Genomic DNA, 22,975 nt, shown 5'->3' with positions numbered 1-22,975 from the left:
CCGCCCAAGGACGAGGTTTTGCCCGTTTTCGACCCGTTCTTGAGGGCAGCCGGGGAAGATCTCGTCCGGGGAGAGGAACAGTGCGATGACAGACGTCTCCAGCAAGGGTCCGCAGTCGAACGACGAGCGCGAGGTGCTCACCAACCGACAAGGGCATCCCGTCTACGACAACCAGAACCAGCGGACGGTCGGCCCGCGCGGACCGGCGACGCTGGAGAACTACCAGTTCCTGGAGAAGATCAGTCACTTCGACCGCGAACGCATCCCCGAACGGGTGGTGCACGCCAGGGGCGCGCTGAGCTACGGCTACTTCGAGGCGTACGGCAAGATCGGCGACGAGCCGGTCAGCCGCTACACCAGGGCCAAGCTGTTCCAGGAGGCCGGCAAGCGCACCGACGTGGCGCTGCGCTTCTCCACCGTGATCGGCGGCCGCGACTCCGCCGAGACCGCCCGCGACCCGCGCGGCTTCGCGATCAAGTTCTACACCGAGGACGGCAACTGGGACCTGGTGGGCAACAACCTGGCCGTCTTCTTCATCAGGGACGCCATCAAGTTCCCCGACGTCATCCACGCGCTCAAGCCCGACCCGGTGACCTTCCGGCAGGACCCGAACCGCATCTTCGACTTCATGTCCCAGACGCCCGAGTCGATGCACATGCTGGTCAACCTGTTCAGCCCGCGCGGCATCCCCGCCGACTACCGGCACATGCAGGGATTCGGCGTGAACACCTACAAGTGGGTCAACCAGCAGGGCGAGACGTTCCTGGTCAAGTACCACTGGATGCCCAAGCAGGGCGTGCGCAGCATGACCGCGGCGGACGCGGCGGTCGTCCAGGCGGGCGACCTCGGGCACGCCACGAAGGACCTGCACGACGCCATCGAGCGCGGCGACCATCCCGAGTGGGAGCTGCTGGTCCAGCTCATGAGCGACGAAGAGCACCCCGAGCTGGACTTCGACCCGCTCGACGACACCAAGGTGTGGCCGGAGAACGAGTTCCCGGCCAGGCCGGTCGGCCGCCTGGTCCTGAACCGCAACGTCGACAACCAGTTCGCCGAGAACGAGCAGGCGGCCTTCGGCACCGGCGTCCTGGTGGACGGCCTCGACTTCTCCGACGACAAGATGCTGGTCGGCCGGACGTTCTCCTACAGCGACACCCAGCGCTACCGGGTCGGCCCGAACTACCTGCAACTCCCGGTCAACCAGGCCAGGAACGCGCCCATCAGGACCAACCAGCGCGACGGCCAGATGGCGTACTTCGTCGACACCGGCGGCGAGGACCCGCACATCAACTACGAGCCCTCGCTGCGCGGCGGCCTGCGCGAGGCCGAGTACCCGACCCTGGACGAGGAGGGCCCGGTCATCAACGGCCGGCTCATGCGCAGGCGCATCCCGCGGACCAACGACTACAAGCAGGCCGGCCAGCGCTACCTGCTCATGGAGCAGTGGGAGCGCGACGACCTGGTGCGCAACTTCGTCGACGCGCTCAGCCAGTGCGACCGGCGCATCCAGGAGCGCATGGTCTGGCACTTCCTGCTCGTGGAGGACGACCTGGGCCTGCGCGTCGGCGAGGGCCTCGGCATCACCCCGGACGACGTCGCCCAGCTGGAGCCGCTGGCGAGCCAGGACCTCACCGACGAGGACCGGGAGCGCCTGGTCAAGCTCGGGCGCAACGGCCCGCGCGACGTGGAGGGGCTGAAGATGACCCACTGCGTGCCCGACGAGCGGGCCGCCCACGCCGACGGCCTCTGAGCGACGGCTACAGCAGCCCGGCGGCGGCCAGCAGCTTGCCGACGCGGCCGGTCTCGTCGTCGTTCAGCGGGATCTGCGGCAGCGCGGTGAGCGGGCAGTCGATGACGCCCCGCAGGTGCAGGGCGGCCTTGAACGCGCCCAGCCCCGCCGAGCTGCCGCCCATGCGGCCCGCGCCGACCCGGACGATCTCGAACAGCCTGACCAGGCGTTCCTGCTCGGCCCTGGCCGCCTCCCAGTCGCCGCGGGAGGCGGCCCGGTACAGTTCGGCGTACCCGTGGGGGTCCACGTTGCCGAGGCCGGGCACCACGCCGTCGGCGCCCATCCACAGCGCGGAGTCCACGGTCACCTCCGACCCGGTGAGCACGCTGAACGGCGCCCGGCGGCCCAGGATGACCTGGCGCAGCCCGCCGTCGTCGCCGCTGGAGTCCTTGACCCCGGCGAGCGCGCCCTCGGCGGCCAGGTCGAGCAGCAGGTCCGCGCCCAGCTTGGTGTGCACGCTGACCGGCAGGTCGTAGGCGTAGACCGGCAGGCCGGCGCGGGCGGCGATCGTCCGGAAGTGGGTGCGGATCTCCTCGGGATGGGTGCGCGTGTAGAACGGCGCGGTCGCCACCAGCCCGGACGCCCCCGCCGCCGCCGCGACGCGGGCGTGTTCGAGCACCCGCGGCGTGGTCATGTCGATCACCCCGGCCAGCACCGGCACCTGGCCGCCCACGTGCCCGACGACCGTGTCCAGCACCACCCGCCGCTGCGCGTCGGTCAGGTAGGCCACCTCCGAGGAGGAGCCGAGCACGAACAGCGCGTCCACCCCGCCCGCCAGCAGGTGGTCCACCAGCCGGGTCAGGGAGGCGGCGTCCACCTCGTGGCCGGGGGTGAACGGGGTGCAGACCGGGGGGATCACGCCGGTCACCGTCGCGGACCCGGCGACATCGGGATCTGTCATGAGTGCTCCTGGATCAGCTCTAGGTCGGTGGCTCCGGCCGCCACCGGGTGGTGGCAGTGGAAGAGGTGGTCGTCCCCGGCCCGCGTGGCGGCGGGCATCTCGGCCGCGCACAGGTCGTCGGCCCGCCAGCACCGGGTGCGGAACGGGCAGCCGCTCGGCGGCCTGGTGGCCGACGGCACCGCGCCCACCAGCGGGATCGGGGTGATGGGCGAGATCAGCCCGGGGGTGGCCGAGAACAGCGCCCGTGTGTACGGATGCCTGGCCCGCCCCGGCACCGACCGCGCGGGCGTCTGCTCGACGATCCTGCCCAGGTACATGGTGACCACGCGGTCGCTCATCCGGCGCACGGTCTGGATGTCGTGCGAGATGAACACCATCGCCAGCCCGAGCCGGTCCTTGAGGTCGAGCAGCAGGTTGAGGATCTGGGCGCGGACCGAGACGTCCAGGGCGCTGGTGGGCTCGTCGGCGACGACCAGCCGCGGTTCGAGCGCGAGCGCCCTGGCCACGGCCACCCGCTGCCGCTGCCCGCCGGAGAGCTGGCCGGGCAGCGCGCCGGCCACGCCGGCGGGCAGGCCGACCAGGTCCAGCAGCTCGCGCACGCGGGCCTCGCGCTCGCCGGAGGTGCCCCGGCGGTGCACGTCGAGCGGGTCGCGCAGGATGCGCCCGACCGGCAGCCGCCGGTTGAGCGCCGTGGACGGGTCCTGGAAGATCAGCCCGACGCCGCCGCCGACGAGCATGCGCCGCTCGTCCTGCTTCAGCGTCCACAGGTCGCGGCCGTTCAGGCGCACGCTGCCCGAGGTCGGCCGCTGCAGCCCGACCAGCACCTTGGCCAGCGTGGACTTCCCGCAGCCCGACTCCCCCACGATCCCGACGGTCTCGCCGGGCGCGACGGCCAGCGAGGCGGCGGTCAGGGCGTGCACGCGGTCCCGCGCGAACAGCCCTCCCGAACGGGCCTTGTGCACGACGTGCACGTCGTTCAGCTCAAGCACGTGTCTCACTCCCTGCGAGTTCGACCGCCGGGTGGTGGCAGGCCACCGCGTGCCGCCTGGCCTCTCCGGCCAGCACCGGGGTCTGCGTACGGCACACGCCGGTGGCCATCGGGCACCGGTCGGCGAACCTGCACCCGGCCGGGAAGTCGGCGGGCGCGGGCACCACGCCCGGGATCTGCGTCAGCCGCTCGGCCCCCGACTCCAGCGACAACACCGAGCCGAGCAGCCCCCGCGCGTAGTGGTGGGCGGGCTCGCCGACCAGGGCGGCGGTGGCGCCGGTCTCGACGATCTGGCCGCCGTACATGACGACGACGCGGTCGGTGACGTCGGCGACCAGGGCCAGGTCGTGCGAGACCAGGATCAGCGCGAACCCCAGCTCCTCGCGCAGCCGCAGCAGCAGCTCGATGACCTGCGCCTGGACGGTCACGTCGAGCGCGGTCGTCGGCTCGTCGGCGACGATCAGCTTGGGGTCGCGCGAGAGCGCCATCGCGATCAGCACCCGCTGCCGCTGGCCGCCCGACAGCTCGTGCGGGTAGGCGGACAGGGTGCGGCGGGCGTCGAGGCCGACGAGTTCGAGCAGCTCGGCCGGGGTACGCCGGCCGCCCCTGCGGGTGAGCTGCCTGAGCTGGGCCCGGATGGTCATGGCCGGGTTGAGCGAGGACAGCGCGTCCTGGTAGATCATCGCCATCTCGTGGCCGAGCAGCCGGCGGCGGGCCCGGCGCGGCAGCGCGAGCAGCTCCCTCTGGTCGAAGCGCACGTGGCCGCCGACCCGGGCCTGGCGCGGTTGCAGGCCCATGACGGTCAGGGCGGTCAGCGACTTGCCGCAGCCGGACTCCCCGACCAGGCCGACGACCTCGCCGGGCCACACCTCGAAGCCGACGCCGTCCACGATGTCCACGCCGGGGTCGAAGCCGATCCTCAGCCGTTCGACGCTGAGGATCGGCTGTCCCTGCGGGAGCGGACGGGCGCGTCCGGCCAGCCGGCGGGCGGCCTCGGCCAGGCCGGGCAGCTCGACGACCTGGCCGGTGCCGGGGGCGGCCTGCTCGTAGGCGTCGTCCTTCTTGGGGGCGGCTCTGCGTACCGGGGCGGCCCAGGCGTCGGAGATGCCCTCGGACAGGATGTTCAGGGCCAGCACGGTGAGCAGGATCAGCAGGCCGGGGAAGACCGTGGCCCACCAGCCGCCGAGCAGCACCAGGTTCTTGCCGTCGGCGATGACGCTGCCCCACGACGGGTTGGGCGGGCGTACGCCGGCGCCGATGAACGACAACGACGCCTCGAACACGATCGCGTCGGCCACCATCACCGTGCAGAACACCAGCACGGGCGCCGCGCAGTTGACCGCGACGTGCCTGAGCACGATGTACGGCGTGCGCGCGCCGATGACGCGCTCGGCCGCCACGTAGTCCTCGCCGTACTGGGCGATCACGTTGGCCCGCACGACCCTGGCCACGGACGGCATGTAGAGGAAGGCCATGGCCATGACCAGCACCGGGATGCTGCCGCCGAACACCGCGACCAGCACGGCGGCCAGCGCGATGCCGGGGAAGGCCATGATCACGTCGAGCACGCGCATGACGGTCTCGTCCACGACCCGGCGCGAGGTGGCCGCGACCGCGCCGACGACCGCCCCGGCGACCAGGGCGAGCCCGGTGGCGCCGAGGCCGATGATCAGCGACCAGCGGGCGCCGTACAGGAGCCTGGACAGGATGTCGCGGTTGGCGCTGTCGAGGCCCATCCAGTGGGCGGCCGACGGGCCGCCGCCGGCGGCCTCCTGGAAGTACGGCGAGTGCGGCGCGATCAGCGGCGCGAGCAGGGCGGCCAGCACGACCAGGACGACGACCCCGACCGCCGGCCACGACGCCGCAGGCAGCCGCCGGAAGGCGACGCCGGGCCTGGACAGGCGTTCGGTGAGTCCGCTTCTCATCAGGCGGCACTCCTCAGGCGGGGGTTGACCAGCAGGTAGAGGATGTCGACGACCAGGTTGACCACCATGAAGCCGATCGCGATGGTGAGCACGACGCCCTGCACCACGGCCGGGTCGCCGTCGCGCACCGCGTTGATCATGAGCTGGCCCATGCCGGGCAGGCCGTAGATCGTCTCGATGACCACCGTGCCGCCGATCAGGTAGCCGATGCGCAGGCCGAGCACGGTCAGCGGGTTGATGAGCGCGTTGCGCAGCACGTTGCGGCCGACCACGACGATCATCGGCAGGCCGCTGCCGATCGCGGTGCGCACGTAGTCCCGGTCCAGCTCCTCGACCATCGACGTGCGGATGATGCGGGTGAGCTGGGCGGCGATCGGCAGCGACAACGACAGCGCGGGCAGTGTCATCGACTGCAGCCAGCCGGTGAGGGAGTCGGCGGGGTTGATGTAGCCACCGGTCGGGAACAGCCCCTCGCCGACCGCCAGCCACTGGATCATCAGCAGCGCCAGCCAGAACGCCGGGGCCGCCACGCCGACCAGCGACACGACCCGGATCGCCTGGTCGGGCCAGCGGTCGCGGAACAGCGCCGCGGTCACGCCGAACACCAGCGAGAGCACGATCGCCACGGCCAGGCCGAGGAACGTGAGCTGCAGGGTCAGTGGCAGTGCGGTGGTCACCGACTCGACGACCGGCTTCTTGGTGAGCACGCTGGTGCCCATGTCGCCCTGGGCGAGGTCGGCGACGAAGCGCACGTACCGCAGCGGCAGCGGGTCCAGCAGGCCGTTCTCCTCCTGGAAACGGTGGATCTGCTCCGCGGTGGGGTTCGCGCCCTGGAAGTAGGCGTACTCGGGCTTGACGCCCGAGAAGCGCATCACGACGAACACGAACGCGACCACGCCCAGGACCAGCGGGATCAGGATGAGGAGCCGCCGCAGCAGCATCCTGAGTACGAGCGTCATGTCCTCTTGGCCTGCAGCAGGTTGATGCCGGGGTACGGCTGGGCGCGGATGCCGGAGAGCTTCTTCGGGTCCCAGGCGGTCATCAGCTCGTTGTGGACGACGGGGTAGAGCACCGCCTGCTCGGCGACCAGGTCCAGATATTTGTGGATCTGCTCGCTCTTCTTGGCCTTGTCCGTCTCCTTGCCGGCCGCGTCCATCATGGCGAACAGCTTCTCGGCGTCCTTGCTGCCGTCCCAGTGGCTGTACTTCATCCACAGGCCGCCGGGCACGTAGTTGTAGTGCAGGATCAGGTCGGCGTCCATGCCGAACTGGTTGGGGTTCGAGGCCGCCGCGACCACCTGGTAGTCCTGGAACTGGTCCATCTTGGTGAACAGCGCGGCCGTGTCCTGCGGCTCCAGCGTGGTCTTGATCCCGACGGCCTCCCAGGAGGCGGCGATGGTGGGCAGGCAGTCGACGATCCAGCTCACGTTGACGGCCATGAGGTTGACCGTCAGGTTCGTCACGCCCGCCTCCTTCAGCAGCGCCCTGGCCTTGTCGGGGTCGTGGTCGTAGACGACCGAGGCGCGCCGGTGGTCGGGGTGGCCCTCGTTGAGGAAGGAGCTGGAGGCCGTGCCGTGGCCCTTGAGCGCCACGTCGATCATCTTCTGCTTGTCGATGGCGTAGTGCAGGGCCTGGCGGACGCGTACGTCGTCGAAGGGCTTGGCGGCGGTGTTGAACATCAGGAACATGTGGTTCATGCCCTTGCCGCCCTCGACCGTGAGGCCCTGCTGCTTGAGCTGGTCGACGTTGGCGTACGGGATGTTGTCGGCGATCTGCGCCTCGGCCGAGCCGCCGGAGATCTTGGCCACCCGGGCGGAGGCGTCCACGATGGTCAGCCAGTTCATTTTCTTGACGGTGGCCGGGCGGGGGCCGTTGTAGCCGTCGAACGCCTCGAAGGAGGTGTTGGATTTGGGGTTGTGCGCCGCCTGCTTGTACGGCCCGGAGCCGACCGCCATGCCGCTCTTGGCCTTGTCCCACGCGCCCGCCTGGCTGAACACGTGCTTCGGCATGATCTTGGCGATGGTCAGCCGGGGCGCCGCGTCGGGGAAGGGGAACTTCAGGACCAGCTCCACGGTCCGGTCGTCCACCTTCTTCACCTCCTGGAGCCACGGCTTGAAGAAGTTGCCGGTCAGCACGTTGTCGGGGCCGAGGATGCGCTCGAAGGTGAAGAGCACGTCGTCGGCGGTGACCGGCTGCCCGTCGTGCCACTTGGCGCCGTCGCGCAGGGCGAACGTCCACGACGTGGCGTTCGGGTCGGCGGGCAGCGCCGTCGCCAGGGCCGGGTACGGCTCCCGGGTGACCGGGTCGGTGTCGAGCAGCCCTTCGTAGACGTGACTGATCCCGGCCATCGCGAACGCCGACGCGGTCTGCGTCGGGTCCCAGCTCTGGTCGTTGCCGTAGCCGATGACGGCGGTGATCAGGTCTTTGTTCGATCCGGCGCCGACCGAGCCGGTCGAGGCCGGGCCTCCGGAACAGGCGGAGAGGGTGGCCGCGATGAACGCCGCCGCACCCGTGGCCCCGCTGTAGCGCAGGAAGTCACGGCGGCTGAACTCAGAGCTCACGGATGCCTCCTGGGGGGAAAGGTAGAACGTAGGACATCCCATGTCCTATCTTGTGCGTAACGTGGACGCTAAACGCCAGGGCGTCTTGAGGTCAACAGAGGATTTCCGGAATGTTACCTACGATGAAAGGAAGCTTCATGGCCGCAGTCCCGCGTCCGGCACGTCCCAGCCGGGCCGTCGAGGCCCAGGAGGGCGTCAAAGACCTGATCGTCAGGCGCGGGCTGGTCGCGGGCGACCCGCTGCCCACGGAGTCGGAGCTCATGGAGGAGCTCCAGGTCAGCCGCAACTCCGTCCGGGAGGCGCTGAAGGCCCTGCAGGCGGTCGGCATCGTGGACATCCGCCACGGCTTCGGCATGTTCGTGGGCCGGATGTCGCTGTCCGGGCTGGTGGACGAGCTGGCCTTCCACAGCCGCATCACCCTCCAGAACGGCCGCAACCACCTCGCGCACCTCATCGAGATCCGCGAGATCCTGGAGAGCGGGCTCGTCCAGCGGCTCATCGACCTCGGCCCGGAGGCCGACCTCGCCCCGGTGGCCGACGTCATGGCCCGCATGGACCACGAGTCGCAGGTCGGCGAGGTCTCCCCCGAGACCGACCGGCTCTTCCACGACCTGCTCTACCGGCCGCTCGGCAACCCGCTGGTCAGCCAGCTCCTCGGCGCGTTCTGGGACGTCTACCACCAGCTCCGCGACCACCTCGGCGCGCCCGACGAACCGCCCGGCGACGTGGCCAGGCGGCACCGCGACATCTACGCCGCGGTGCTGGCCGGCGACCGGGCCGCCGCGGTGTCGGCCGTGTACGCGCACTTCGACGGCGTGCGCAACCGGCTGGCCCGGCTGGGAGGTCAGTCCGGATAGCGGGCCACGCGCCTGGCCCACGGCCGCCGCCACTCCTCGTACCACTCGGCGAACCAGGGGTGGGGCGCGGCCAGCGGCACGATGTGGGTGACGGTCTCGTGGTAGTAGCGCTTCTGGAACCGCCAGTGGAGGCGCTGCAACTCCTGCACGTTGCTCACCCGGTCGGCCAGCTTCACCAGCACCGCCTGCGCCGGGGCCTTGGCCAGCGCGGCCAGGTGGTCGGCCTTCGCGCGCCCGGCGGGCCTGGTCACCCAGCGGACGAGCCCGGTCACCTCCGCGCCGAACCGCCGGGCCAGCTCCCGCTCGGTGCACGCGGTGTCCTCCAGCACGTCGTGCAGCACGATCGCGGTCAGCACGTCGGGGTCGCGCACCTGTGCCCCGGCCACCGCCACCTCCAGCGCCTCCAGCAGATGCTCCACGTACGGCCGCCCGGTGGGACGCTGCTGCACGCCGTGCTGCGTCCGGGCGAAGCGCACCGCCTCGCGCAACCTCGTGACGGCCTGCGACGGGAGCGCCTCGGCCAGGGGGCCGGCGGCCTGGCCCCACGACATCCAGCTCGTGAAGATCTTCATCGGGCTCCTCTCGACGTCCTAGGCTGAGAATATGACCGAGATCGCCGTTCCCGACGGCTCGTGGACGTTCAACGGAGAGATGCTGCGCATCGTCCCTGGCGGCGACAAGGACGTCCACGAGCTCCGCAAGGTGCTCGGCGAGGTCGCCGTGCCGCTGGAGGCCATCGCGACGTGCGCGTTCGAGCCCGGCCGCAAGGGCGGCCAGCTCCGCCTTCGCCTGCGCTACGGCGCCGATCCCCTGTCCGACCTCGTCGCCGGATCGCTGGCCGCCCCCGCCGACCCGTACCGGCTGGCGGTGCCCAAGGAGCGCGTCGGCGCGGCCCAGTACTTCGCCGACGAGGTCCGCGACACCCTGGAGATCAACCAGACGCCCAGCGGCCCCTGCGAGCACTACCTCCTTCCCGGCCCCGCCATCCCCGTCTCGGCCACGGCGGGCGACGGCACAGCGATCTTCGACGGCGAGCGCGTACGCCTGGAATGGACGGGTTTCGCCAGCTCGGAGAAGGAACGGGCGGGGTCGCAGGAGTTCCCGCTGGCCGAGCTGGTGGGCGTGGAGTGGAAACCGCAGTCCGGCCTCGGCTACGGCACCCTCCGCTTCCGGCTCAAGGGCGACGGGCCCGGCGCGTCCCCGCAGAAGGACCCCCACTGCGTCTCCTGGGGCATCCAGCGCTTCGGCGGCGCGACCGCGCTGGTCGGCGCCGCGGTGCTGGCCCGGCTGCCGCGCGAGCAGCCCGAGGAGCTGGAGCCGCCGGCCGCCGGCGGCGACGCCCACGACGCGGTGCTGCGCCGCCTGGCCGAGCTGGGCGAGCTGCACCGGTCCGGGGTGCTGACCGACGAGGAGTTCGCGGCGGCCAAGCAGGCCATGATCCGCCGGCTCTGACCGGCGACCGGCCGTGCCGGCGGACGGCCCGAAGGACAAGCCTCCGGGCCGCGGCCGGTCAGGCGGTCATCGGGTCAGCACCATCAGCGTGAAGAAGCCGGTGTACTGGCAGAAGTACGACAGGTAGGTGCCCTTCGCCTTGAGCTCCTTGCCCTTGGCGATGCACTTGGCCTCACTGCTGTAGTCGCCGTACTTGATCCAGGTGGAGGCGGCGGCCGAGGCGGCCGAGGTGGTGGCGGAGGCGGCGGGCGCGGTCATCGCGGTGCACGTCGCGGCCAGGGCGACGGCCGCGACGGAGGTGGCGGCGGCGCGGGTGAGCTTGGACATGGACATCCCTTCGGGGTCAGGGGTCATGGCGGAGAAAACTAGATCATTTCCCGCCATCGTGATCATAATCATCCGCGCGGCGGCCCGCTGATCCGCCGGCTTAATCGGCTTGGCTGACGTCCGTCCCCTGTGGGACGGTTGAGCCGTGTCCGACCAGCTTCCCCGTACCGTGCACGAGGCCGTCGAGGCGGAGCGGAACGGCCGCCTGCCGCGCTACCTCTACTTCTGGGGCCACCGCCCGGCCCGCGACGGCGGCCCCGGCCGCGGCTGCCTGTCGCAGTGGTGGCCGGTGACGTTCACCGAGGGCGACCACACCTTCGCCTCGGCCGAGCACTACATGATGGCCCACAAGGCATGGCTGTTCGGCGACCACGACAGCGCCGGCCGGATCCTCCTGGCCGCGACCCCGGGCGAGGCCAAGAAGCTCGGCCGCACCGTGCGCGGCTTCGACGAGGCCGTGTGGGCGGCACACCGGCTCGACATCGTCACCCGGGCCTCTCTCGCCAAGTTCGGGGCGCACCCGGACCTGCGGGAGTTCCTGGTCGGCACCCGCGCGCACGTGCTGGTCGAGGCCAGCCCGCTGGACCGGGTCTGGGGCATCGGCCTGGCCGCCGACGACGAGCGCGCCGCGTCCGCGGCGACCTGGCGGGGGCTGAACCTGCTCGGTTTCGCCCTGATGGCGGCCCGCGACGAGCTGGACGCCTGATCAGGTCAGCACCTTGGTGATCTCGGCCAGGTCCAGCCGCCGGAACTCGGCGGGCTCGTGGCACCACACGTCGAGGTCGGCGCCGCGCACCTCCGGGCCGCTGATCGTCAGCTCCTCACCGTCGTGGACGATCCGGGCCGTGCCGTGGTACTGCAGCTCCATCGCCACCCGTTCGCGGGCCTTGGGGGGCAGGGCGGTGGCGTACCGGGCGAACACCTCGCGGATCCCCTGGAGCACCGGGGTCGGCTCACCGGCGGTGGTCACCAGCCAGGCGGCGGCGCGTTCGGGGCTGAGCACCGCCTGCTCGCGGCGGGCCGGAGCGACCGGGGCGCGCCTGGGCTTTCTGGACGCCACCGCCAGCGAGCCGTCGGCCTCGCGGGCGACCGGCGCATAGCCGGCCTCCCTGAGCAGGGCCAGCGTCTGCGCCGGGTCGAGCGCGCTGGCCAGGACGGTGGGGGCCAGCAGGCGCGGACGCAGCTTGGCCAGGCTGCGGTGCGCGGCCAGCTCGGCCAGCAGGGCATGGTCGTCGCCGACCACGCAGCAGCCCACCGGGACCACGCCGATCTCGCCGTGCCGCCGCGCGACGTCGTGGATGAGGTACGTCAGCGGCTGCGGCAGCGGGCCGGAGGCCACCTCGGCCAGCGCCGCGACGAGGCCGTCGGCGGTGTGGCCGGCGTCCAGGGCACGACGCACCGAGGACGGGCCGAACCGCCACGAACCGCCGGGCTCGCGGTCGGCGGCCCGGTCGAGCACCTCCGCCAGGGCGGCGGCCGGAGGTCCGGTGACGACGGCGGTCAGGTCGGTCCCGAACAAGGCCGTCTGCCGGGCTCCCGCCAGCAGCCCCTCCGCGGCTTCGTCCACTCCCCCCGGCGCGGCCTTCTCACCGGCGCCTTCCTGGACGGACAGGGCGGGAAGGGTCGCCCGGAGTGCCAGGCCGGGCGGGCTGAGGGCGTCCGCGCCGACCAGTCCGAGCAGCCTCGACTCGGCCAGCACCGCCAGCACGACCTCGCGGCAGCTCTCCCGCTGCACCAGCGGGAGGTGCCAGCTCGCGGCCCGCGCCACCTCCTCCGCGTCCACCACCGACGCCGCGCCGGGAAGAAGGCCGAAGACCACCTCGCGGATGACGCTGGACGGCGTCCCGGTCCCGGCGGGGGCCAGGGGGAGGCGCGGCTTGCCGTCGTACCGGCGGGTGGGGCTGATCGGCAGCCGCCACCACGCCTCGACCAGCGCGACGTACCGGCCGGCGGGCGAGAGCCGCAACCAGGCGTCGAACCCCTTGGTCGGTGAGACGCCGGTGCGCCGCGTCTCGGTCGCCCGCCGCGTGCGCACCTGCGTGACCGGGTTGGCGCCCAGCAGCCCGGCGGCGTGCGTCAGGTCCAGCAGCAGGCGGACCTCGTCCTCGTCGCAGCTGAGCCGGCTCGCCAGGCGGCGCACCTCCTTCACCCCGACGCCACCGCCCTTCAGCTCGGGCAACGGCTCCCCCGCCGCGGCCTGCAGCAGCGCCGCGGCCCGGTCCAGCAGCCGCAGGGCGGCCACGGACGCCTCGTGCGCGACCAGGTCGGCGGCGACCGGCCGGGTCCGGACCGCGGGCGGCCCGGACGGAAGCTCGACCCGGTAGTCGCGCCCGCGCAGCGCGAGCGCGACCTCCATGGGCATGACGTAGGTGCGTTCCCAGTCGACGCTCCAGATCAGGCCGTGGTCGGCGGCCCACTGCACCGGGGACGCCGCGGCCCGCTGCCGGCGGTGGCCGCGGGCCGGGAACTCGTCGAGCACGCGCCCGGGGCCGCGCTGGAGGAAGTCGTCCAGCAGCTCACGGGTTCCGGCGGGGGCATGGGCGACCTGCCGGGCCAGCCGCTCGGGGTCGGCGAGGGCCGCCGTGATCGACTCGACCAGCACGGCCTTGCGGGCCGTACCCCTGCCGCCCAGCCGTCGGTGCACGTCGGTCAGCTCGGCCACGGTGACGTGCGTCAGGACCGAGGCCAGGCCGGGACCGAGCCCCAGGGGCGCCGGCAGCACCGCGGGCATCCCGGCGGCGAGGTGCAGCGCCCCGCCCTCGCCCCGCCGTACGAGCGCGACGCGTTCGAGCCGGTCGATCAGCCCCGGCAGGTCGGCGCCGGCGGCCACCAGCTCGGACAGCGGCCGGCCGCTGCGGGCCGACACCAGGATCGCCTCGACCAGCAGCAGGCAGGGCAGCGGTGTCCGGGACAGCGCCAGGTGCACGGACTCCGGCGCGTCGAGCCGCTCGGCCAGCTCGGCCAGCCGCCGCGGCGGCACGGGCCGCAACACATCGGGCCGCGCCGCCAGCAGCTCGGCCAGCCGCTCGCGCCCCAGCCCCGCCAGCCACCCCAGAAACGTCTCGTCCACCGACCGATTGTCGCAAGCCGCGGGGAGTGAAGGGGCCTGGAAAGCAGCGAAGCCGCCTGGTGAACCAGGCGGCTTCGGTGTGGTGCGCCGCCAGGGACTCGAACCCCGGACCCGCTGATTAAGAGTCAGCTGCTCTAACCAACTGAGCTAGCGGCGCAACAGGGTTAACTGTATCAGCCGCCGAACGGTGCCCGCACATCAGCCGAGCCGCTCCCCCAGCCGCCCGTACGCCCCCAGCACCAGGTCCCAGAAACCCTTCACGTCCACGGACGTCGCCACCAGCGCGTTCGCCTGCCGTCCGCGCAGGTCGAAGTCGGTGACGGTCATCCCCCGCGTGTACGTCCCGGCGGTCTCCACGTTCACCACGGCCGGCACGCAGGTGAACAACGACGGGTCCAGCACGTACGCCACCGCACAGGCGTCGTGGATGGCCGGGCCGCCCTCGGCCGTCACCACGCCGTAGAACTGCGCGGCGGGCACCAGCAGCTCCGACAGCCGGCCGAGCGGCCGCATGCGATCGAGCACGTCCGCGGTGACCAGGGCGGACAGGGTCACGTCGAGGCCGAGCTGGCGTACCTGCCAGCCGGCCTCGAAGACGATCGCCGCGGCCTCGGGGTCGGCCAGCATGTTGAACTCGGCCGCCGGGTTGTGGTTCCCGCGGGTGTACGAACCGCCCATGATCACCAGCTCCCGGGCCCACTCCACGACGCGGGGCTCGCGGCGTACGGCGAGGGCGATGTTGGTCAGCGGGCCCACCGCGACCAGTGTGATCTCGCCCGGGGCGGCACGCAGGGCGTCCACGATGAAGTCCACCGCGTGACCCTCGGACAGGGCGCGCACGGGGGCGGGCAGGACGACGTCGCCGAGACCGGTGTCGCCGTGCACGTGGCCGGCGCGGACCGTGCGGTGCAGCAGGGCGCCCGCGCTGCCGGGCGTGACCGGCACGTCGCCGAGGTCGAGGAACTCCCTGAGCGCCAGCGCGTTCGCGGTGGTCAGCTCCAGGTCGACGTTGCCGCCCACGGTGGTGACGCCCACGACGTCGAGGTCGGGGGAGCCGGCGGCGAGGGCCAGGGCGAGCGCGTCGTCGATGCCGGGGTCGCAGTCGATGAGAACTTTCTTCACACCACAGGACAATACGCATGGCCGATGGCAGGCGGGACAGCGCCGGGGCCGGCTGCGGGCATGGATCGGGGCCGGGCAGTTCCCCCAAATCTGCCCGGCCCCGATCGGTGGCGGTCCAGGCCGACGTCTTCCCCCAAAAACGTCGGCGGTCCCGCACTCGCGGACCGCGGTCCCCCTCCGCGTCCGCATCGGTGAAGGTCTGTTGTGGCCTCTCGACCTGCTACAACGCTACCGAGACGAATGCAACGGTCGCGTCATAACGGGGTCGAATAAGCGTTTAATCCGACTAGGGAAGCTCCAATCGAACCTCTGTACCGTCCTGCAACGATCTGCTCACCGTGCAGTACTTGTCGTGCACCCGCCCGGCCACCGCCCTGAAGACCTCGTCGGCCTCCTCCGAGGGCAGCTCCACGTCGTAGGTGACCGTCACCGGCCCGAGCTTGTTCGGCTCGACCTTCTCCGACTCCACCGTCATGGCCAGGCGCACCAGCCGGTGCCCGCGCTTGGCCGTGAGCGGCTCGACGGTCACGATGTTGCAGCCGCCCACCGCCGCGAGCAGCAGCTCGACCGGGGTGAACACGCCCTCGTCGTCGCCGCCGCCGATCTTCACCTCGGCGCCACGGGCGTTCGTGGCCCGGAAACCGCCGTCTTCTGTCCGCTCAACACGCACGTTAGCCATGTTTCAGACCTTACTCAGAAAGCTCTCATGTTCCTTCAGCATCGTCGTAGACATGGCTAGTGAGGTGAATGCGAGTCACGGTCCCATCCTCTTCTGGTGCGGGGTCGCGGTCGCCGAGTTCGGCGCGATCCAGCCCGGGTTCGGCTACCTCTGGCGGCCCACCGCGTACGCCGCCGCGGCGTTGCTCGTCGCACTCGGCTTCGCCATCGTCAAGGCCGCCGATCTGCTCCGCACCGAACAGGCCAGGCAGCGGCTGCGGCTCGGCGGCTACCTGGCCGGCGCGCTGCTGGTGGCCCACGAGCTGAGCTCCACCGCGTACGTGACGGAACTCAGCCGCGTCGGTTCACTCCTGCTGTACGCGATGGCGGCGGTCATGGCGGTCCGCAGCCACACGGTCGTCCCCGAGACCAGGGGCAGGGTGCTGATCGCGTCCGGCATGGACCCGGAGACCCTGCGCGCCCAGCTGACCGGCGGCACCGGGACGGACACCGTGGCGGTCTACCGGGCCGAGCGCGCCACCAGCGAGCTGCGCGACCTGGAGGCCAGGTACGGCCTCATCCTCGTCACCGGCGCCGAGCACGACCCGAGGGCCAAGGAGCGCATCAGCGCCTCCGGACTCAGCCGCGAGATCCCCGACATCGCCGAGCGCGAGGTGGTCGTCGAGGGCCCGCGCCCGTTCACCAGGTACGTCGGCGGCGCATTGTCACGCCTCGCGATCCCGAGATCACAGGTGCGTTTCAAACCAGGGCAAAAGGTTTAGCCTCACGTTACGGCCGACGTGAGAGCGTGGGCAGCGGACAAGGAGGCCAGGTGACGATTTTCCCCGGAAGCGCCCGTGTCGACACGGTCATGGGCATGCCCGTCAGCGTGGACATCCGCACGGCTCTGCCGGCCCGAGAGCTCACCCCCCTGCTCGACGACGCCTTCTCCTGGTTGCGCTGGGTGGCCGACACCTTCAGCCCGGCCAAGGAGGACAGCCAGATCTGGCGCCTGAACCACGGCCTGACCATCAGGCAGATCCCCGAGCTCGTCGAGGTCCTGCACCGCTGCGAGGAGCTGGGCGAGGCGACCGGCGGCTGGTTCGAGCACCGGATCAACGGCGTGATCGACCCCTCCGGCTACATCAAGGGCTGGGCCCTGGAACGCCTGTCGCGGGCGCTGTGCAACGCGGGCGCCGGTGACCACCGCATCAACGCGGGCGGCGACATCAGGGTGCGCGGCTCTGCCGCCCCGGGCAAGCCGTGGCGCGTCGGCATCCGCGACCCGCACACCGACGTCGTCAGGAAGGGGCTGTTCGCCCACGACCTCGGCATCGCCACCTCGGGCGGCGCGGCCGTGGTGGACCCGCGCACCGGGGAGCGCCAGCAGACGCTCGGCTCGGTCACCGTGATCGGCCCCGACCTCGGCGTGGCCGACGCCTACGCCACCGCCATGTACGCCATGGGCCCCACCCTGGCCAGGCGGTTCGCGACCGACCTGGCCGAGGCCGGCGCGTACGACACCATGATCGTGCTCCGGGACGGCCAGGAGGTCAGCACGCCGGGCATCTCGGGCATCGCCGCGGGGGCGCGCCTGGCCGGCTGAGCGGGCTCAGGCGTCGGGATGATCGCGTAGATACTCCAGGTAGATCGGGCGCAACGCCTCGCCCAGCTCACCCTCGCCCGCCGCGAGCGCGTCGCTGAGCAGCGCGGACACCCGGCTGAGGTCGTTGGCGGTCTCACTCTCGTGACCGCTCGCGGCCTCGGCGGCCGGGATCACCTTCAGCAGGTTCCACAGGAAGCCCAGATCCCCATGGCGTACGGCGTACCGCACCGCTCGGTCGTGCAACTCCGCCGCGGGCAACGAATCAAGACCATTAGCGTCCATCCCGCTCCCTTTCCCGACATGAGTCACAGGTAACCGCCGCCACCATGCGTGCTCGACCGGCTTCGTACAGTCGATCTATCGCGCCGGCGATCGCGAAGTGGGAGGATCAACCAGCGTGAGATTCATCATCAGAACCGTGGCCGCGGCCGCCGCCCTCTGGGTCGCCATCCAAGTCCTCGACGGCATCCGGATCACCGCCCCGGAGAACTCGGCCAAGTACTGGGGCGTGCTGCTCCTCGTGGCCCTGATCTTCGGTGTCGTCAACGCCACCGTGAAGCCGATCGTCAAGGCGCTGGGCTGCGCGGTCATCGTGCTGACCCTCGGGTTGTTCCTCCTCGTCATCAACGCGGCCATGCTGCTGCTGACCAGCTGGATCGCCGGCCAGTTCGACATCCCCTTCCACGTCGACAACTTCTACCCGGCCGCCTTCTGGGGCGCGATCATCATCAGCGTGGTCAGCTGGCTGCTCGGCCTGTTCATCCCCGACAACGACTGATCCCCTCCCCATGCAGCTCAACGGCGCCGGCCTGACCTGCGCCCAGGTGCACGAAGCCGCCCACGGCCGGGCCCGGGTCACGATCGGTTCCCTCGATCGGGCCCGGGCCTCGTGGGCCACCGCCCAGGGGCTGACCGGCCCCGTCTACGGCCGCAGCACGGGCGTGGGCGCCAACCGGGACGTCCGGCTCGACTCCCCCGGCCTCGACCTGCTGCGCAGCCACGCCTGCGGAGCGGGTCCCCTGGTGGCGGCCGAACGCGCGCGGGCCATGCTCGTCGTGCGGCTCAACCAGCTCATGGCGGGCGGCTCGGGCATCGACCCGGCCGTGCTGCCCGTCCTGGCCGAGGCGGTCGCGGGCGGGTTCACGCCGCCGGTCCGCACGTACGGCGCGATCGGCACCGGCGACCTGACCGCGCTCGCCACCACGGCCCTGTGCCTGCTGGGTGAGGTGCCCTGGCGGCGGGCGGGCGAGGAGACGGCCGGGCCGCGCTTCGCGCTCGCCTCCGGCGACGCGCTGCCCTTCATCAGCTCGGGCGCGGCCACGCTGGCCGACGCCGCGCTGGCCTGCCACCGGCTGGGCGCTCTGCTGGAGGCCGCCGTCGACGTGGCCGCCCTGTCCTTCACCGCGGTCGACGCCTCCGCCGAGCCGCTGGCCGCCGCCGTCCAGGAGGCCAGGCCGCATCCGGGCCAGTCACGCGTGGCCGGACGCCTGCGCGGCCTGCTCACCCACGAGCTGGCCACCCGCGTCCAGGACCCGTACGGTTACCGCGCCTTCGCGCAGGTGCACGGCGCGGCCGTGGACGCGTTGGAGCGTGCCACCGCCACCGTCGAGACCGACCTGAACGCCGCCACCGAGAACCCGCTCGTCACCGGCACCCTGGCCTGGCACAACGGCAACTTCCACTCGGCCCCGGTGGCCCTGGCCCTCGACGCGCTGCGCGCCGCGCTGGCCCAGACGGCCCAGCTCAGCACCGCCCGCCTGGCCACCCTCATGAACCCCGCCTACACCGGGCAGCTGCCCTTCCTGGCCGACCGGCCGGGCGCCTCCGGGCTCATGATCCTGGAGTACGTGGCCCAGGACGCCCTGGCCGAGCTGCGCCACCTCGCGGCCCCCGTGACGACCGGGACCGCGGTGATCTCGCTGGGCACCGAGGACCACGCCGGTTTCGCCACCCAGGCCGCCCGCCACGCGCTGCGCTGCCTCGAACCGCTGGAGATCGTGCTGGCCTGCGAGCGCGCCGCCGCCGTGCGGGCCCGCAAGGGGGCACGGCCCGACGGGCAGCTCACCGACGAGCTGGACGAGGCGCGGGCGGCGCTTGCGCGACCGAGCCACGCTCCCTGAGCGTCGGCTCCTGGACCACGCGGCGGCGGCGGGTGCCGCCGTCGGCCGCGGCCACGATGAGGCGCACCGCGGCCCTGACGATGCCGTCGATGTCCCAGTCGACGGTGGTCAGGCCGGGGGTGAGCAGGCCCGACATGGGATGGTCGTCGTAGCCCATGACCGACACGTCGCCGGGGATGGACAGGCCCAGCTCCTTGGCCGCGGCGTAGACGCCGTAGGCGATGGAGTCGGCGAAGCAGAAGACCGCGCCCGGCCTGGACGTGGAGAGGATCTCGTGGGCCGCCGAGGTGGCCGCCGCCAGGTCGTGGGGGGCCGTGACGACCTCGATGTCGAGCCCCAGCCGGTCGGCCTCGGCCAGGACGTGCACGTCGGCCGGACGGTCGGGGGTGCTGGCCTGGGTGGGCGTGAGCACGGCAACCCGGCGGTGACCGAGGCCGGCCAGGTGTTCCAGGGCCAGCGTGACACCCCGGCGGTTGTCGAAGACGACCTCGCCCGCCGTGCCCGCCAGTGAGTCGCCGATCGCGACGACGGGCAGCGACTCGCACAACTCGGCCCAGAACGGCGCGGCCGGATCGACCGGCTGCACGATCATGCCGTCGACGCGCTGGTCGCGGAGCTGCTGGGCGAGCACCCGCTCGCGGTCGGGGTCGCCGACCGCGTCGAGGATCAGGGCATAGCGGTCTTTCTCCCGCAGCCCCCTGCTGATGCCGACCGCCAGCGACTGCTGCCACAGGTCTTCGAGCGAGCCGCAGAGCAGGCCGATCATGCCCGTGCGGCCGCTGGCCAGGGCCCTGGCGATGGGGTCGGCCTCGTAGCCGAGCTCGGCGGCGGCGGCGCGCACGCGCTCCATCGTCTCCTCCGAGACCTGCATGCCGCGCAGCGCATAGGAGACGGCCGCCGGAGACAGGCCGGTCGCGCGGGCCACTTCCCGAATCGTCGCTCTCTTCCGCGGCATCCCGCCAGCCTATTGCCTGCCACCGACAGAAGCCGGGTTCCCGCACGGGCTCGCGGGGTTCTTCTTGGCCCGCCCTCGACGTGCCAACCGTTGACAAAAGGGACAGTGAAGCGTTTCACTGAACCGTATCAGTGAAACGGTTCACCTGCTTGATTTCGCAGTACACTTCGTTTACCTGTAATCTCAGTAGGAAATAGAGGGAGGTGTGATCGTGAGCATCGACGTGCACCAGCATCTGTGGACGGATTCGTTCGTCGCCGCGCTGCGCGCTCGCACCGTCCCGCCCCGGCTCGACGGCTGGACGCTGCTGCTCGACGGCGAGCCGCCGTACGAGGTGAACCCGGCCGACCACGAGCACCGGGACACGACCGGGCTCGACCTGGCGCTGGTGTCGATGTCGAGCCCGCTGGGCGTGGAGTTCCTGCCGCCGGAGGAGGCCTGGCCGGTGATCGACGCCTACCACGAGGGCGCGCTCGGGCTGGGCGAGCCGTTCGGGGTGTGGGCGGCGACCTGTCACAGCGAGCCCGATCCGGAGCGGCTGGCCAAGGACCTCGACCGGGGGCTGGCCGGGCTGCAGATCCCGGCCACCGCCGTACCGGACGACCGGCTGCTCGACGTGCTCACCGAGCGGGACCTGCCGCTGTTCGTGCATCCGGGGCCGGCCGCCGTGCCGCCGCCGCCGGGGGCGCCGCCGTGGTGGCCGGCGCTGGTGCCGTACGTGCAGCAGATGCACGCGGCCTGGCACCACTTCCACGCCGTGGTCCGGCCCCGGCATCCTCGGCTGCGGGTGTGCTTCGCGCTGCTGGCCGGGCTCGCGCCGTTGCACTCCGAACGGCTCATCGCCCGTGGCGGCACCGGGCGCGGCCTGGTCGATCCCGGTTTCTACGTGGAGACGTCCTCGTACGGGCCGCGTGCCATCGACGCGATCGTCCGCGAGCTGGGCGTGGACGTCGTCGTCAACGGCTCCGACGCCCCGTACGCCACCGCCCCCGACCCCGGCCTCGGCACCGCCGCCCGCCACGCCATCCAGTCCACCAACCCCCGCCGCCTCCTGGGCCTCCCCCAAACATGAACCCGCGAGGGAGCGCCGGTGCCTGGAGGAGCGGCGGGAGCGCAGCGACCAGAGCGGGGGAAGGCACCGGCATACAGGCGACCGAGCCGCCTCACGCAGTGAGGCAATCAGACCCGCAAGGGAGCGCCGGTGCCTGGAGGAGCGGCGGGAGCGCAGCGACCAGAGCGGAGGAAGGCACCGGCGCACAGGCGACCGAGCCGCCTCACGCAGTGAGGCAATCAGATACAGCGCCCGCCTCACGCAGTGAGGCCGTTAGACCCGCGAGGGAGCGCCGGCGTCTGGAGGAGCGGCGGGAGCGCAGCGACCAGAGCGGGGGAAGACGCCGGCATACAGGCGACCGAGCCGCCTCACGCAGTGAGGCCATTAGACACAGAAAGGAGACTCGTACGTGAGTGACATCCAGATCCAGGGCGGGGGCGTGTGTGCCGGGCTGCCGGAGCGTACGCTCGACCGGCGCGAGCTGCGCGACCTGGTCGACGAGCTGGCCGCCAACCCGCGGGAGTGGCGTGACATGGTCGACTTCCCGGCCGACGGCGGGCGGCACTACGCCTCCCTGTACCGGGACGCCTACGTGGACGTCTGGGTGCTGTGCTGGCGTCCCGAGGACGACACGGGCTGGCACGACCACGACATCTCCTCGGGCGCGGTGCACGTCGTGCAGGGGGCGTTGCAGGAGTGCAACCCGCGCATCGGCGGCGAGCACCTGGAGACCGTGGTGTCCGCCGGGCAGTCGTTCTCGTTCGGTCCCGACCACATCCACCGGCTCGGCGGCGCGGAGGGCGAGAGCGTCTCGATCCACGCGTACTCGCCGCCGTTGTGGCGGCTCGGCCAGTACTCCATCGACGACAGCGGCGTCATGCGCCGGGTGTCGGTGAGCTACGCCGACGAACTGCGTCCTATGGACGAGCCGGTCGCTGTGGCCTGAGCACGCAGCAGCTCCCGCACGCCTCGACGTCGGGCAGGGTGATCCACAGGCAGCACGTCCTGCGGAAGTAGCCGTCGTCGGCGGGCTCGACCAGCCCGTCGACCGGGCTGCCGAGCTCGGCGAGCAGGGCCATGTAGTCGCCCTTGACGATGCAGGTCAGCGGATGGGCGAACGCCTCGGCGGTCGAGCCCCACAACGTGCGCTCGCCGACCTTGGCGAGCGCGCTGATGGCCTTGACCAGCGGCTGCTGCGCCTCGGCCAGCGACTCGCGGATGGGTTCGACGCCGGTGCCCCAGCTGACGCGGGTGGCGGCGATCGTCACGCCGGCGTCGGAGACCCTGAAGTACGTGTCGGCCAGCCGCATGACGGGGATGCGGCCGTCGAGGGCCCAGCCGAGCGCCATGGGCAGGCTGTGCCAGTAGCCGAAGGTCTTCCAGAACAGCGCCGCGCCGACGTGCCGGGGCGCGTTCCAGCGCGCTGCCGTCTGCGCGACCAGGCCCTCCAACAGCGTGTACGGCTCCCGCACCAGGTCGGCGGCGGCCGTCCAGCTCTCGTCGGGGTCGATCACGAGCCCCGGCTCGACCCCGATGACACCGCCCCGGCCGTCGGCCAGACGCTGGAGAGCCTCGGTCAGCACGCTGCGGATCCC

At 72.0% G+C, this 22,975-nt stretch carries 23 protein-coding genes and 1 tRNA gene; 10 read left to right on the top strand and 14 right to left on the bottom strand.

The features are described 5' to 3' along the window. Positions 1-85 precede the first annotated feature (85 nt). Positions 86-1,750 (top strand): catalase, encoded by a 1,665-nt coding sequence (locus ABZ444_RS16140; protein WP_357996629.1) that lies wholly within the window; start codon positions 86-88, stop codon positions 1,748-1,750. Between the two features lie 7 nt (positions 1,751-1,757). Here the strand turns inward: ABZ444_RS16140 and ABZ444_RS16135 are convergent, their stop codons facing one another. Genes ABZ444_RS16135 through ABZ444_RS16115 form a run of 5 tightly spaced genes read right to left on the bottom strand, consistent with a single transcriptional unit; the run spans position 1,758 to position 8,163 of the window. Further along, on the bottom strand, positions 1,758-2,690 hold the full coding sequence (locus ABZ444_RS16135) for a dihydrodipicolinate synthase family protein (protein ID WP_357996626.1): 933 nt from the start codon (positions 2,688-2,690) through the stop codon (positions 1,758-1,760). Further along, complete coding sequence (locus ABZ444_RS16130) at positions 2,687-3,679, bottom strand: ABC transporter ATP-binding protein (RefSeq protein WP_357996623.1); 993 nt, start codon at positions 3,677-3,679, stop codon at positions 2,687-2,689. The genes ABZ444_RS16135 and ABZ444_RS16130 overlap by 4 nt, the downstream gene beginning before the upstream one ends. Then, on the bottom strand, positions 3,672-5,603 hold the full coding sequence (locus ABZ444_RS16125) for a dipeptide/oligopeptide/nickel ABC transporter permease/ATP-binding protein (RefSeq protein WP_357996620.1): 1,932 nt from the start codon (positions 5,601-5,603) through the stop codon (positions 3,672-3,674). The genes ABZ444_RS16130 and ABZ444_RS16125 overlap by 8 nt, the downstream gene beginning before the upstream one ends. Further along, entirely contained in the window at positions 5,603-6,562 is a 960-nt protein-coding gene (locus ABZ444_RS16120; RefSeq protein ID WP_357996617.1) for an ABC transporter permease, read from the bottom strand. The genes ABZ444_RS16125 and ABZ444_RS16120 overlap by 1 nt, the downstream gene beginning before the upstream one ends. Then, positions 6,559-8,163 (bottom strand): ABC transporter substrate-binding protein, encoded by a 1,605-nt coding sequence (locus tag ABZ444_RS16115; RefSeq protein ID WP_357996614.1) that lies wholly within the window; start codon positions 8,161-8,163, stop codon positions 6,559-6,561. The genes ABZ444_RS16120 and ABZ444_RS16115 overlap by 4 nt, the downstream gene beginning before the upstream one ends. Positions 8,164-8,300: 137 nt before the next feature. Here ABZ444_RS16115 and ABZ444_RS16110 point away from each other — a divergent pair, with 137 nt between their 5' ends. Continuing rightward, positions 8,301-9,020, top strand: a complete 720-nt coding sequence (locus tag ABZ444_RS16110; RefSeq protein ID WP_357972908.1) for a FadR/GntR family transcriptional regulator — start codon at positions 8,301-8,303, stop codon at positions 9,018-9,020. On the opposite strand, the gene ABZ444_RS16105 is transcribed toward ABZ444_RS16110, so the two are convergent. Continuing rightward, positions 9,008-9,592, bottom strand: a complete 585-nt coding sequence (locus ABZ444_RS16105) for an HD domain-containing protein (protein ID WP_357972911.1) — start codon at positions 9,590-9,592, stop codon at positions 9,008-9,010. The two genes, ABZ444_RS16110 and ABZ444_RS16105, sit on opposite strands and share 13 nt — an antisense overlap. A gap of 31 nt (positions 9,593-9,623) precedes the next feature. On the opposite strand from ABZ444_RS16105, the gene ABZ444_RS16100 reads away from it, so the two are divergent. Continuing rightward, positions 9,624-10,472: a DUF4429 domain-containing protein gene (locus ABZ444_RS16100; RefSeq protein ID WP_357996611.1), complete on the top strand. Its 849-nt coding sequence runs from the start codon at positions 9,624-9,626 to the stop codon at positions 10,470-10,472. A 66-nt stretch (positions 10,473-10,538) separates the two neighbouring features. Here ABZ444_RS16100 and ABZ444_RS16095 read toward each other — a convergent pair whose 3' ends face one another. Continuing rightward, positions 10,539-10,826, bottom strand: coding sequence for a hypothetical protein (locus ABZ444_RS16095; RefSeq protein ID WP_357996608.1), 288 nt, complete (start codon positions 10,824-10,826; stop codon positions 10,539-10,541). Between the two features lie 118 nt (positions 10,827-10,944). Here ABZ444_RS16095 and ABZ444_RS16090 point away from each other — a divergent pair, with 118 nt between their 5' ends. After that, on the top strand, positions 10,945-11,505 hold the full coding sequence (locus ABZ444_RS16090; protein ID WP_357996605.1) for an NADAR family protein: 561 nt from the start codon (positions 10,945-10,947) through the stop codon (positions 11,503-11,505). On the opposite strand, the gene ABZ444_RS16085 is transcribed toward ABZ444_RS16090, so the two are convergent. The 4 genes from ABZ444_RS16085 to ABZ444_RS16070 form a co-directional block, all read right to left on the bottom strand. Next, positions 11,506-13,869: a helicase-associated domain-containing protein gene (locus tag ABZ444_RS16085; protein WP_357996602.1), complete on the bottom strand. Its 2,364-nt coding sequence runs from the start codon at positions 13,867-13,869 to the stop codon at positions 11,506-11,508. Between the two features lie 80 nt (positions 13,870-13,949). Continuing rightward, positions 13,950-14,026, bottom strand: a tRNA-Lys gene (locus tag ABZ444_RS16080). Positions 14,027-14,067: 41 nt separating this feature from the next. Continuing rightward, on the bottom strand, positions 14,068-14,991 hold the full coding sequence (locus ABZ444_RS16075; protein ID WP_357996599.1) for a nucleoside hydrolase: 924 nt from the start codon (positions 14,989-14,991) through the stop codon (positions 14,068-14,070). 286 nt (positions 14,992-15,277) lie between these two features. Continuing rightward, a complete protein-coding gene (locus ABZ444_RS16070) occupies positions 15,278-15,670 on the bottom strand; it encodes an OsmC family protein (RefSeq protein WP_352319472.1) in 393 nt (130 codons plus the stop codon). Positions 15,671-15,722: 52 nt separating this feature from the next. Here ABZ444_RS16070 and ABZ444_RS16065 point away from each other — a divergent pair, with 52 nt between their 5' ends. Next, positions 15,723-16,430 carry a hypothetical protein gene (locus tag ABZ444_RS16065; RefSeq protein ID WP_357996595.1) on the top strand — a complete coding sequence of 236 codons (708 nt, stop codon included), beginning with the start codon at positions 15,723-15,725 and terminating at the stop codon, positions 16,428-16,430. 50 nt (positions 16,431-16,480) lie between these two features. Further along, positions 16,481-17,254 carry an FAD:protein FMN transferase gene (locus ABZ444_RS16060; RefSeq protein ID WP_357996592.1) on the top strand — a complete coding sequence of 258 codons (774 nt, stop codon included), beginning with the start codon at positions 16,481-16,483 and terminating at the stop codon, positions 17,252-17,254. Positions 17,255-17,260: 6 nt separating this feature from the next. On the opposite strand, the gene ABZ444_RS16055 is transcribed toward ABZ444_RS16060, so the two are convergent. Further along, entirely contained in the window at positions 17,261-17,536 is a 276-nt protein-coding gene (locus ABZ444_RS16055) for a hypothetical protein (protein ID WP_352319467.1), read from the bottom strand. A gap of 115 nt (positions 17,537-17,651) precedes the next feature. Between ABZ444_RS16055 and ABZ444_RS16050 the strand changes: the two genes are divergently transcribed. Both ABZ444_RS16050 and ABZ444_RS16045 read left to right on the top strand, forming a co-directional pair. Next, the gene (locus ABZ444_RS16050; RefSeq protein ID WP_357996589.1) at positions 17,652-18,032 is read left to right on the top strand and encodes a phage holin family protein; all 381 of its coding nucleotides are present in this window, start codon (positions 17,652-17,654) and stop codon (positions 18,030-18,032) included. 10 nt (positions 18,033-18,042) lie between these two features. Then, positions 18,043-19,374, top strand: coding sequence for an aromatic amino acid ammonia-lyase (locus tag ABZ444_RS16045; protein ID WP_357996585.1), 1,332 nt, complete (start codon positions 18,043-18,045; stop codon positions 19,372-19,374). Here ABZ444_RS16045 and ABZ444_RS16040 read toward each other — a convergent pair. Then, entirely contained in the window at positions 19,316-20,299 is a 984-nt protein-coding gene (locus ABZ444_RS16040; RefSeq protein ID WP_357996582.1) for a LacI family DNA-binding transcriptional regulator, read from the bottom strand. The two genes, ABZ444_RS16045 and ABZ444_RS16040, sit on opposite strands and share 59 nt — an antisense overlap. Before the next feature lie 241 nt (positions 20,300-20,540). Between ABZ444_RS16040 and ABZ444_RS16035 the strand changes: the two genes are divergently transcribed. Together ABZ444_RS16035 and ABZ444_RS16030 are read left to right on the top strand one after the other, a co-directional pair. Next, positions 20,541-21,401 carry an amidohydrolase gene (locus ABZ444_RS16035; RefSeq protein ID WP_357996579.1) on the top strand — a complete coding sequence of 287 codons (861 nt, stop codon included), beginning with the start codon at positions 20,541-20,543 and terminating at the stop codon, positions 21,399-21,401. Positions 21,402-21,789: 388 nt separating this feature from the next. Further along, on the top strand, positions 21,790-22,326 hold the full coding sequence (locus tag ABZ444_RS16030; RefSeq protein WP_357996576.1) for a cysteine dioxygenase family protein: 537 nt from the start codon (positions 21,790-21,792) through the stop codon (positions 22,324-22,326). On the opposite strand, the gene ABZ444_RS16025 is transcribed toward ABZ444_RS16030, so the two are convergent. After that, on the bottom strand, positions 22,298-22,963 hold the full coding sequence (locus ABZ444_RS16025) for a hypothetical protein (protein WP_357996573.1): 666 nt from the start codon (positions 22,961-22,963) through the stop codon (positions 22,298-22,300). The two genes, ABZ444_RS16030 and ABZ444_RS16025, sit on opposite strands and share 29 nt — an antisense overlap. Positions 22,964-22,975: the final 12 nt, after the last annotated feature.

This window comes from Nonomuraea sp. NPDC005730, from assembly GCF_040630865.1.
Classification (GTDB): Bacteria; Actinomycetota; Actinomycetes; order Streptosporangiales; family Streptosporangiaceae; genus Nonomuraea.
The sequence above is the reverse complement of the archived record's forward strand: the minus strand, read 5'-3'. Positions and strand labels throughout refer to the sequence as shown.

Bases quoted from the DNA above. Each gene is read 5' to 3' on its own strand.
- ABZ444_RS16095 (WP_357996608.1), bottom strand. From the start codon at position 10,826: ATGACCCCTGACCCCGAAGGGATGTCCATGTCCAAGCTCACCCGCGCC.
- ABZ444_RS16045 (WP_357996585.1), top strand. From the start codon at position 18,043: ATGCAGCTCAACGGCGCCGGCCTGACCTGCGCCCAGGTGCACGAAGCC.
- ABZ444_RS16070 (WP_352319472.1), bottom strand. From the start codon at position 15,670: ATGGCTAACGTGCGTGTTGAGCGGACAGAAGACGGCGGTTTCCGGGCC.
- ABZ444_RS16125 (WP_357996620.1), bottom strand. From the start codon at position 5,603: ATGAGAAGCGGACTCACCGAACGCCTGTCCAGGCCCGGCGTCGCCTTC.
- ABZ444_RS16055 (WP_352319467.1), bottom strand. From the start codon at position 17,536: ATGGACGCTAATGGTCTTGATTCGTTGCCCGCGGCGGAGTTGCACGAC.
- ABZ444_RS16140 (WP_357996629.1), top strand. From the start codon at position 86: ATGACAGACGTCTCCAGCAAGGGTCCGCAGTCGAACGACGAGCGCGAG.
- ABZ444_RS16135 (WP_357996626.1), bottom strand. From the start codon at position 2,690: ATGACAGATCCCGATGTCGCCGGGTCCGCGACGGTGACCGGCGTGATC.
- ABZ444_RS16120 (WP_357996617.1), bottom strand. From the start codon at position 6,562: ATGACGCTCGTACTCAGGATGCTGCTGCGGCGGCTCCTCATCCTGATC.
- ABZ444_RS16105 (WP_357972911.1), bottom strand. From the start codon at position 9,592: ATGAAGATCTTCACGAGCTGGATGTCGTGGGGCCAGGCCGCCGGCCCC.
- ABZ444_RS16110 (WP_357972908.1), top strand. From the start codon at position 8,301: ATGGCCGCAGTCCCGCGTCCGGCACGTCCCAGCCGGGCCGTCGAGGCC.
- ABZ444_RS16065 (WP_357996595.1), top strand. From the start codon at position 15,723: ATGGCTAGTGAGGTGAATGCGAGTCACGGTCCCATCCTCTTCTGGTGC.
- ABZ444_RS16100 (WP_357996611.1), top strand. From the start codon at position 9,624: ATGACCGAGATCGCCGTTCCCGACGGCTCGTGGACGTTCAACGGAGAG.